The sequence below is a fragment of the Anaplasma phagocytophilum genome, assembly GCF_023476575.1.
Taxonomy (GTDB): domain Bacteria; phylum Pseudomonadota; class Alphaproteobacteria; order Rickettsiales; family Anaplasmataceae; genus Anaplasma; species Anaplasma phagocytophilum_A.
The window spans coordinates 966-11,501 of the sequence record NZ_JAHLEX010000031.1; the positions used below are offsets into that span (position 1 = coordinate 966).

Annotated in this window: 11 protein-coding genes; 6 read left to right on the forward strand and 5 right to left on the reverse strand. The window is 42.7% G+C overall.

What is annotated here, in order from left to right:
- The 3 genes from KPX09_RS02410 to KPX09_RS02420 form a co-directional block, all read right to left on the reverse strand.
- Nucleotides 1-360 (reverse strand): TrbC/VirB2 family protein (locus KPX09_RS02410; RefSeq protein ID WP_249548797.1); only part of this gene is annotated, 360 nt, incomplete at its 3' end.
- 267 nt (nt 361-627) lie between these two features.
- Nucleotides 628-1,014 carry a TrbC/VirB2 family protein gene (locus KPX09_RS02415; RefSeq protein ID WP_249548798.1) on the reverse strand — a complete coding sequence of 129 codons (387 nt, stop codon included), beginning with the start codon at nt 1,012-1,014 and terminating at the stop codon, nt 628-630.
- A 55-nt stretch (nt 1,015-1,069) separates the two neighbouring features.
- Complete coding sequence (locus tag KPX09_RS02420) at nt 1,070-1,456, reverse strand: type VI secretion protein (RefSeq protein ID WP_249548806.1); 387 nt, start codon at nt 1,454-1,456, stop codon at nt 1,070-1,072.
- A 715-nt stretch (nt 1,457-2,171) separates the two neighbouring features.
- Here KPX09_RS02420 and hflK point away from each other — a divergent pair.
- From hflK to KPX09_RS02450, 6 genes are all read left to right on the forward strand, one after another.
- Entirely contained in the window at nt 2,172-3,278 is a 1,107-nt protein-coding gene (gene hflK, locus KPX09_RS02425) for an FtsH protease activity modulator HflK (RefSeq protein WP_249548799.1), read from the forward strand.
- Nucleotides 3,275-4,150, forward strand: a complete 876-nt coding sequence (hflC, locus tag KPX09_RS02430; protein ID WP_249548800.1) for a protease modulator HflC — start codon at nt 3,275-3,277, stop codon at nt 4,148-4,150. The genes hflK and hflC overlap by 4 nt, the downstream gene beginning before the upstream one ends.
- Before the next feature lie 2 nt (nt 4,151-4,152).
- Complete coding sequence (locus KPX09_RS02435) at nt 4,153-5,625, forward strand: Do family serine endopeptidase (protein ID WP_249548801.1); 1,473 nt, start codon at nt 4,153-4,155, stop codon at nt 5,623-5,625.
- 828 nt (nt 5,626-6,453) lie between these two features.
- Complete coding sequence (locus tag KPX09_RS02440; RefSeq protein WP_249548802.1) at nt 6,454-6,621, forward strand: hypothetical protein; 168 nt, start codon at nt 6,454-6,456, stop codon at nt 6,619-6,621.
- Nucleotides 6,622-6,837: 216 nt separating this feature from the next.
- The gene (gene rnc, locus KPX09_RS02445; protein ID WP_249548807.1) at nt 6,838-7,515 is read left to right on the forward strand and encodes a ribonuclease III; all 678 of its coding nucleotides are present in this window, start codon (nt 6,838-6,840) and stop codon (nt 7,513-7,515) included.
- Between the two features lie 39 nt (nt 7,516-7,554).
- Complete coding sequence (locus tag KPX09_RS02450; RefSeq protein ID WP_249548803.1) at nt 7,555-8,091, forward strand: cytochrome c oxidase assembly protein; 537 nt, start codon at nt 7,555-7,557, stop codon at nt 8,089-8,091.
- A gap of 41 nt (nt 8,092-8,132) precedes the next feature.
- Here the strand turns inward: KPX09_RS02450 and KPX09_RS02455 are convergent, their stop codons facing one another.
- Nucleotides 8,133-8,903 (reverse strand): hypothetical protein, encoded by a 771-nt coding sequence (locus tag KPX09_RS02455; protein ID WP_249548804.1) that lies wholly within the window; start codon nt 8,901-8,903, stop codon nt 8,133-8,135.
- Between the two features lie 1,030 nt (nt 8,904-9,933).
- Nucleotides 9,934-10,536, reverse strand: a 603-nt coding sequence (locus KPX09_RS02460; RefSeq protein WP_249548805.1) for a P44/Msp2 family outer membrane protein, incomplete at its 5' end; no start/stop codon positions are given.

The following is a 10,536-nucleotide window of genomic DNA, read 5'->3' on the forward strand; positions in this document are numbered from 1 at the left end:
ACCGCCACCTTTACACTCAAAGCTGCTTGCATCCCCTATCACATCAGCACCTACCCCAGCAGCAAACTTCTGAATAAGCTTACCAGCTCCAAAGAATATGGCTGTAAACACAACTAACATCACTATAGCAGCCCATGCCAACTTACCGAATATTGCCATGATGCTAGCACCTAGGATCACCCCAGTCATGATTGGCAAGCCCAACCTTTGCACAAAAACAACAACGTTACAGATGACCTTTGCAGCAACGTCATCCGAAGCTGACGAAGATGTTGCTTTAGCAGCGCTTGCCGATATCCCAAACCCCACCAATGCTACTATCACGGCAAGCACAGCCATAAATCTTGCTATACTAAACATCGATACCCCCATAATTCACCGCAATACAATTACATGTAACAACCACCCTGAACTCAGGTGCGCGCAAAACCACCCACACAGAGTATCCGCTAGGCAATGATGGCATTGCCTCCAACACCTAAATGCACACCAACAAACACTGCACTGGAACTACATTTTCAAACACACCAGACTCTATTCAAAGGATAAAACACTTTGAAGAACTACCTATGCTACTAAACCGTTAGCGCAGGTAACTCTTTCCCTGTGTCGCATCTAGCAGAAACACTATTTTGTCGCAGACAAGACGGTTTTACCGCCACCTTTACACTCAAAGCTGCTTGCATCCCCTATCACATCAGCACCTACCCCAGCAGCAAACTTCTGAATAAGCTTACCAGCTCCAAAGAATATGGCTGTAAACACAACTAACATCACTATAGCAGCCCATGCCAACTTACCGAATATTGCCATGATGCTAGCACCTAGGATCACCCCAGTCATGATTGGCAAGCCCAACCTTTGCACAAAAACAACAACGTTACAGATGACCTTTGCAGCAACGTCATCCGAAGCTGACGAAGATGTTGCTTGAGCAGCACTTGCCGATATCCCAAACCCCACCAATGCTGCTATCACGGCAAGCACGGCCATAAATCTTGTAAGACCCAACATAAACCACCTTCTCTCTAATGACGGAAAATTACTGCACTCCCCAACGCCCAGAAACTCATGATCTAAATGCAATGACCCTGGAGTGCCCCGTACCGGCAGAATCTCTCACCCCTTCTGTAAACTTTTGAATGAACTCGCTGCCACCCAAAAATATGCAACTAAACACAATCAACATCGCTATGGCAAACCACGCAGACCTGCCTAACACCGTCATAATTACAGCACCCAACACAACCCCTATCATGACTGGCAAACAAAACCTCCGTACCGTCTGCAAAACATCACTCACAGACTTCACCGCCACGTCACCCTTTATAGGAACAGCTACAGTGTGATCCTTCTCAGCAGTTGGTTCAACGCCGCAAGCATATATAGCACCTGCGACTCCGAACATCATGACAACCGATAGTACCGCGACAAAACCTGTCAGATTCGACATCATAACCGCCCCTGCACGCAAGAATCCCCACATCACTTAAATCCACGCATCAACTGCACACACGCTACGAAGGTGCAATGCAGAGTAAGTACAACACAAAATTGCTAATGTTGCGTAAACAACAATCTGTGACTGTAGGAAAAGGTATCTGTTAGTAATACCTTTGAAAGTGCATGAGAATCTGTATGGCGTAAAGGTGCATTGCCCTGGTAAGGACCTACAATAAAGATTGATTTTGAAAATGCTGAGTAGATCCTAAGCAAGCACCTCAATACAAAAGTTTATCACACTATTCTTGTATGGTTTATCAAAGCTCTTGCACGCCACAATAGCCTTGCAACTAGTGATTAGATGATTAGTAGTAAAGCACTACACCTATTTTGGTAAGTATATGCTATAACCCTCTCTAGTTTACATATGGCATACGTAAAAAATTTGATGATACCGCATTCTGTTATTCGGATAATCACTACAGTAAAATCAAAAGTAGTTTACTGTGTCGTAACACCTATTTAACCTAAAACGTGAAAGCTTCTATCAGACGCTTAGTGCTTTGATCGCTAATTTAAGAAATATATGTGTAAATTTTACTAGTAACTGCATGTCCCTCTTAAACATGTACATATGCTCACATTTCAGAGTTTTTAGCGGTATTTTGTGTTGATATAACATAGATTCTGCTATAGACTCCGGGTGCAGAAAGTTCGGGTAGGTTTTTATGCGCGATGAAGGCGACCCTTGGGGTGGCGGCGAAAATGCTGGACCTGAAAAGTCCAAAAGTAATAAAAAATTTTCGGACCCACAGTTTGATGCTTTATTTGTTGGAATTCGTACCGCCTTCAGTGGATTTCCCGAAGGTGGTGGCAAGTCATCCCTCAGTAAGATACACCTGTTTTTTCTAATAGGTGCGGCTTTGCTGCTGTACGCGTGTACTGGGTTTTATACAGTTAATACTGAAGAGAAGGCAGTGGAGTTGCTCTTCGGAAGGTACAGTGGTATTCAAGAGCCCGGGCTGCGTTACTGGTTCCCCAAGCCTTTTGGGCATGTTCTTAAGGTCAGGGTGGAGATGGTAAGCAAGGAAGAAGTAGGTGGGGTATCGTTTAAAAGCAGTCCCAGTAGTCATAACGATGGGGTTATGCTTACCGGAGATGAGAACATTGTGAACATAAATTTTGATGTTCAGTGGAAGGTTTCAGACGCATATAACTACCTATTCAATGTACGAGATGCAAGACCGGGAGCGACAGTCAAGAATGCGGCTGAGAGTGCTATGCGTGAGATTATCGGTAAAAGTACTCTGGCCTTTGCTATAGAAGGTGAAGGAAGAGCAGCTATAGCATATGAAACCAAAAAGCTTTTGCAAAACATATTGGATCGTTACCATATGGGTATCGAGGTGTTGTCTATTCAGCTGAAGAAAGTGGATCCTCCAGAAAAGGTAATTAGTTCCTTTAGGGATGTGCAAAGCGCAAGGGCTGACAAGGAAAGATCAATAAATGAGGCCTTTGCTTATCGCAATGAGGTACTGCCTAAAGCGAAGGGGGAAGCGATACGTATCAAGCTTGATGCTGAGGCATATAAAAGTGAAGTTGTAAACCGGGCTCAGGGTGATTCCTCGAAGTTTCAGGCTATCTATAAGGAATACATTAATCAACCCTTACCCGTGAGAAGTCGTATGTATATAGAAGCAATGGAAGAAGTATTATCCAACATGGATAAGGTCGTAGTAACTGATGATATAAAGGGTCTTTTCTCTTATCTTCCTCTGACTAATGGTGCTGTAGGGTCAAGTGGCAGAAGTGCAATTATGGAAGGTAAATCATGAGGACGGGGTTCGCCAAGTTTGTGCTGGGCGCTGTGCTAGCATGTGTCATCGCTATTGTTTCAGGATCAGTTTTTGTGGTAGATGAGGCTCATCAGGCAATAGTTGTCCAATTTGGACGTGTGTCGAAGAGTGTGCAGAATAGCGGGCTTTTCTTCAAGGCGCCGATAATAAGTAAGGTAATATATTTCGATAAGAGAATCATTGAAATCAGATCTGATTCTTGTGAGGTTATAGCTGCAGATCAAAAGAGATTTGTAGTGGATTTTTACGCAAAGTACAGGATAGCAGATCCAGTGAAGTTTTATCGTACTGTTAGGGGGGAGATAGGGCTAGAAAATAGGCTTGGCTCCATAATAGAGTCTAATTTACGGGAGCGGGTTGGGCGTGTGGCGTTGATCAATTTTTTGAACGAAGCACGCTCAGGCGTTATGACGCAGATCCTGGAGGGAGTGAGTTCGGAATCTGAAAAATTTGGGATAGAGATGGTAGATGTTAGGATAAAGAGAGCTGATCTACCGGAAGAGAACAGTGCTGCCATTTTTCGTCGTATGCAAACTGATAGGGAAAAAGAAGCGAGGGAAATACGAGCGGAAGGTGAAGAGATTTCGCAGAAGATCCGTTCGGATGCAGATCTACAAAGGCGTGTCATTGTAGCTAGTGCCATGAATGAGGCTCAAGTTATACGGGGTGAAGGAGATGCGGAAGCGTCTCGGATATATAATGATGCACTGGCGGTGGATCCAGATTTCTTCAATTTTTACCATACTCTCAAGGCCTATAGACAGGTTTTTGCTGGGAAGAACTCAACGAAGATAGTGTTATCTCCCAATAATGATTTTATCGGTCTTTTCAATAAGAGAAATGGAGGGTAGTGGTGCGTAGATTCTTATCGTTTTTTTTCTTTTGTGCTTTAGTTTGGGGACATTGTGCTTTTGCGTCTGAGGTAGCGTCTTCTGCACTGCGCGTTAGTGAAAATAACGGTCCTTCGGCAAGGGGTTTTTCTGAACTCGCAAGTAAGTTGCTACCCTCAGTTGTAAATATATCTACAGAGCAAAGAGTAGAGGGGGATGAACTCGCGGGAGATAGTGGTGGAGGATCTATATTTGGATTCCCTGGTATTCCTAGAGGGTTTTTTGAGGGGTTTTTCAATAGTATAGAGCCTCTATTTGTTGAGCCTCCAAAGCCAAGGAAGGTGATATCCCTGGGTTCTGGTTTCATAATAGATGAATCGGGGTTGATAGTTACTAATTATCACGTCATTGCAAATTCACAAGAAATCCAGGTAAAGTTCAGTGATGGAACAACGGCTAAGGCGAGAGTTTTGGGACAGGATCCCAAGACTGATTTAGCTGTACTGAAAGTGGATGTTGCGAAAGAACTGGTTAGTGTAAAGTTGGGTAATTCCGACGATGCTCTGGTTGGAGAATGGGTTTTGGCTATAGGTAATCCGTTTGGCTTGGGTGGATCTGTAAGCGTGGGGATAATCTCCGGCAGAGCGCGTGATATTAACATAGGGACCGCGAGTGAATTTTTGCAAACTGATGCTGCGATTAATCGTGGACACTCTGGAGGTCCACTATTTAATGCAGACGGAGAAGTTATCGGTATCAATACTGCAATTATCTCACCACAGGGGGGTGGAAATGTGGGAGTTGCGTTTGCTATACCCTCTAACAATGCTGCTCGTGTTATAAGCATACTGTCTAAAGGTGAAAAAGTGGAGCATGGTTGGCTGGGGGTTATTGTGCAGCATGTAACCGAAGGCATGGTTGTACCGCTAGGGCTAGATTCAGCTCACGGAGCCCTTGTGGCTAATGTGGTAAAGGGTAGTCCGGCTGAAAAGGGTGGATTGAGAGTTGGTGACGTTATTCTTGAGTACAATGGTAAAAGAGTTGAGGATATGTCACAGCTAACAAACCTAATCGCAAAATCAGCTGTGAATGAGGAAGTACGCCTTCTTGTGCTAAGGAGTGGGAAGCAGATCACTCTAAAAATAACTATAGGTAAGTTAGAAGAAGGCGCGGACGGTGCAGCGGGTAAGAATGGGAGTCTTGAAACGGGTACTGAAAGCTTGGGGATCACTGTCGGTGAATTACCTGATGGCGATGGAAGAAAACGTGACGGAGTAGTTGTGCTACGCGTTGATAATCGAGGTGCTGCTTTTGCTGAAGGCATCCGTAGGGGTGATGTAATAGTAGGAATAGATGCAGTCTTAGTACGCAACGTGGCTGACTTCACGAGTGAGCTAGAAAAGATACTACAGAGTACTAAGAGGGATTCTGTGTTGTTACTAGTGCAGCGCGGAGATTCTCCTCCTATATATGTAGCTGTCAAACTAAAGCGTTAGAGGCTTTTGGATAACAGATAGCATGCCCTCGGGATTATTTCCGGGGGCTATGGCACTGTTATTTTACCCGCCATGCTAGCGACAAACTCACATTAGCCTTAGCGATAACGCCTATTTCCCCCTGAGATCATTATTGATACTAACATCATGTACAGAGGCATTTCGGCTACTTTTCTTGTTTTTAGCTCTACACTATAAAAATCGTCTCGATTACTTAACAGCAACGATTTTATAACCGCACTCTCCGTATCATACGTCTCTGTACAACCTGCCCCTTTTCTTTATATCTACCAGAACGACCGGAAACCTAATGCCACCGATGCTACAATTGTGCTGTACTGCGAAGTGGATTGGTGTTTGCCAGAGATGTCAGCTGGTCGGAATTTGAACATAACAAGGAATCGAGGCAAATATGTCACTGGAAATTTATATGAAGGTTGTATGTAGCATGCCTATCTCGTAAAATCCAGGTGCTTGAGATTGGTATATGTATATAATTTTTGAGAATTGGAACAATTAGGAAATATCACTTATCATTGTGGTACTTTATAAGGCTTGAATAGCTTGTTGACACTATTTCTTGCTCGGGACTATAGCTAAAGTAGGGAGAGGAAGAGCAACACCTCGCTTCTGTGTTCCTGCTTTTGAGCAATATATTTAGAAATATTACCTGCGGTAGTAGCTGGGATAAGATAGAATATAGAGTACTGCATTGCAATCCTTGAGAAATGGGTTTAGAGTAATTCCCTGTGGAGAGATATAATAAAGGCATACCTCAACGTAACACCACAGGTTTTGTGCTACTACAACCTAAAAGTCGCATTTTAAGTGCTAAATGAAAGACCTATGCTTTGCTATAGCCTATTCATTGAAGTAGCTTTGGCTGTATTGATTTGTGGCAAGCCTTTTAAGTGGCAGCAGGTTCTATTGGAGAAGATTGACAACACGGGTATTGGTAATTCTCGGAAGGACTCATGGGGAAAGGTATGTACATGACCTCTAGGAAGGTAAACTATGTTATATAGCTAATGTATTCTGTACGTACCGTAAATGGTGTGGAGACTATGTTAACTTAGTGGTTTGAGTTTGCAATGTGCTGCTTTGGCTGATAGTAATTACGTATGTACAGCCCTTGCTACTTGCGTTCTATATGATGTTATGTAAGTTTAGGAAATAGAAGTGGAACCTTATTCTGAAGACAGTGTTCTTGCTCTGACCGAGAAGGTGTTTAAGATTTCTGGTTACAAATTTCAGGACCACGAACTCTTAAAAACAGCGGTAACACACCCAAGCATTGCTGCTGAGAGGTACGCTAGTTATGAACGCCTTGAGTTCTTGGGCGATGCAGTGCTAGGGTTGGTAATTTCTGAAATGTTATACTCACTTTTTCCGGATGATAGCGAAGGCTTACTAACGAAAAAACGCATTGCTCTAGTACGTGGAAGCAGAGTCGTGGAAATCGCGCAATCCCTGAATCTAGGAAACATTCTTTTGATGTCTAAAGGGGAATTGACTTCTGGAGGAATATCGAACAATAGCAATTTAGAAAATGCTTTGGAAGCTCTTATAGGAGCAATCTACGTTGATGGTGGGTTAGAATCAGTACGTCACTTCATATTGCAGCATTGGAAGCCCTTGGCTACAAACCTTGCCGATACACCGCTTCAGGATGCTAAGACTGCCTTACAAGAATGGGCACAAGGACATAATTTTGCAATACCATCATATAGGTTAATAAACAAATCTGGTCTTGAGCATGCACCTGTATTTACTGTTGAAGTAACCGTTAATGGCCAGCGTTTACATGCTACAGGCTGTAAAAAAAAGTACGCTGAAATTGCTGCCGCTAAACTTATGTTGGAAAAGGTTACAAAACAAAACGAACCATAGTACTATACACTAAGTACCCAAATTCACCAGGTGCTGGTCATGGCTAATATGAACAGAAACTCGAGCTTACAATACTTACTAATAGCCCTAGTCTTCTCAATGCTCTGCTTGTCTTTTGCATCAGTGCCGCTTTACAGAATATTTTGCAAAGTAACCGGGTATGGCGGAACCACAAAGCAATCCACTGCTCCCCATAATAAATCACTGGGCAAGCATGAGATAAAGGTCAGATTTAGCGCAACAACTAACAATCTACCGATATTATTTTCTCCAGAGCTGAGCTACGTAACTGTTCTACCAGGAAAGCAAAAGCTCATCTTTTACAGAGCTAAAAACACTACCGACAAACCTATAAACGGGACAGCTGTGTACAACGTTTCTCCAGTCCAAGCTGGCAAATATTTTAATAAAATAGCCTGCTTCTGTTTCACACAACAAACCTTCAAGCCGCACAAATCCATTGTAATGCCCGTATCGTTTTTCATCGACCCTGAGATAGAGAATGACGTTTCTACCGCACACATAAGAGAGATAACATTATCATACATATTCTTTGGCTCATCGGAGGGAGAATAAGCTACAAAAAACTAATAGTTACTACTACTAAACACACTATCTCACAAGACAACACCCTCTTCATGGCTAACTACCCTATGCAGATTAACATGCACAATATCATAAGGTTCAATATTCAAACACTGAGCCACATCCCCAACGTCGCAATCAGGAACACGTCTCGGACCTTCATTAATCACAAAGATACAAGAATCTCCATCCATCAACCCATGACGAAGAGCATTTATCACAAGAGTAGCAACGAAAACAGTCAATGCAAACAAGCATATTTGCCCTACTAAGTTATCCGGCGATACAATTATATCGCCAGTACTTGAGGCAGCAATCAACCCTAACGTAACCGCGGCAGTACACAACGAAACACACTGCAACGCAACCATAGCCGCGGACACCTTATTAAACGAAGTCAGCCTTCTATTACCACGGTGGGCAGCACTAATCTCAGCCCTTACTTTACTACTCCAAACATATTTATCATCCCTAGCTAACAAATTACCACGATCAAAGCTACCTTCAGGCAGAATGATTGGAAGATCATGCTTACCTACAGTACGCAATTTTGCCGCACAAACTATTGCGCAGACCAAAGAACAAAGAACTTTCGCTAACGACAGAAAAAACATAACCACTATCGCGTGAGGTGTAAGCAATGATACTCCTGATGCAAATACGTATGCGGCACAGTATACGTAAACTGCCGCTGCGATCATAAAGGACAATACAGCAAGCTTGATGTACAATCTTGACTTACCCAAACCCTTTATACCGGCACCACCGTGCTCTGTACCTTCCAAATCTCCTTTCCCAAACACCTTTACAACCCCCTCATCTATACACCTAGATCACAGCTCAACTAGCCCACACACAGCGACCGAATAAACATCGGAACAGGGTTTACGCTCCTACCCGCTTCAAGGTTTTACACACAACCCAGAGTAAAACACCACACGTGCCATCCTAGAAAAACAATCTCTGGAAGTCAACAGATATAACATCACCTACAACAAATGTCATCTAAGACAACACCGCAAAACACCTCCTACATATTATAGTACACAAGCAAATTATTACTATAGTCAATAATAAAATGAGATTTGGTAGGCTATATTTCTTTCTTGTCATTCATACGTAAGATTTTGAGTGCTACATAAATACACAACTAAAAAATGTCCCTAAAATTTATACTCGAGAGCGATTGATGGGATTACTCTAGTACACATCACACACTGTTCCCAGCCCAACATGAGCATCTCATAAAAAGACAAAAAGTTCACATAGAATGCCTAAGTTATTAATACAGCTAATATGACTTGCATAATCAGGAATCTCTAAACTGCTTAAAGCAATAATATCACTACAAAAAAACAACCTACTCTCCGAGGCTTAGGTAACTTATGGGCCCACAACACCTGCGCTCTATTTTTTTTACGTGTTCATAGCAGCGCTAGTATAAGTCTTTTCTTACTTTTATCTGCCTGAACATACAGAAACATTTACTTGATCTACATGCATTCAACGTACGACACATAAGCTCTTATGCACAATAGTTGCCAACTCTAAGAGTGGACAGAATCAGCAGTAGCAATAAATACCTTACTCAGCATATTACACTGAAACTCCGTTAAACCATCAGAGTAAAAGGCAAAGCTGTTTTTCGTATTATAGAGTGCTAATCTAGTGTTCGCACTGCTTTTCCTAGCATCGCGATTGTATATTTGAGATTTTATAGGTGGACCCTTCCCATACCTTTGAAAACAACCATTATACCTAAAGTTGACCATGTTGTAGGTTGAAGACAGAGATTTAATACTAGGGTACACACCAGCATGTTGACGGGGTAATTTACACACTACCACCTAGACCAACGCAAGCATAAGGAACAACACCTAAACCTTCACTAAGAAGATCATAACAAGCATTAACCATGACTGAAGTAGAAGAAACCGCCCTAATCTCAACAACTTCACCCCCTTCAATAGTTTTAGCTAGTAACCCAGCCACTATTGTTTTTTCTTCAGGAGTGAGTTCCTTTACTAGGTCTTTAGCTACGGCCGTGGCGTTATCGTTGCTAGAAGATCCGGTTCCTGTAGATGTGGGCCAGTTCTTACTTCCATTTCCTAGCAGCGTTGCACTGATAAAGTCCTTTAAAACCTGGGGTGTATCACTATGACCACTGGTTGCTCCAGTGTGTCCAACATCACCACATAAAGCAGTCTCCCCTTTGGTTGCTTCTTTTGCCACTGAAGTAGCAGCGTACTTAGCATACTGGCCACTCTTGCCCGTAGCGTGCTTCGTCCTACAAACCTTACCATCGATGTTAGGGTGAGAGATTTCAACAGCCTTAGCAAAGTGAACAATGTCCTTACCGTTTATTTTGGCAAGAGCAGCAGCAAGCTTGTCAGTCTGACCAGTAACTACATCATAAGCTAACTCCTTAGCTAGTAG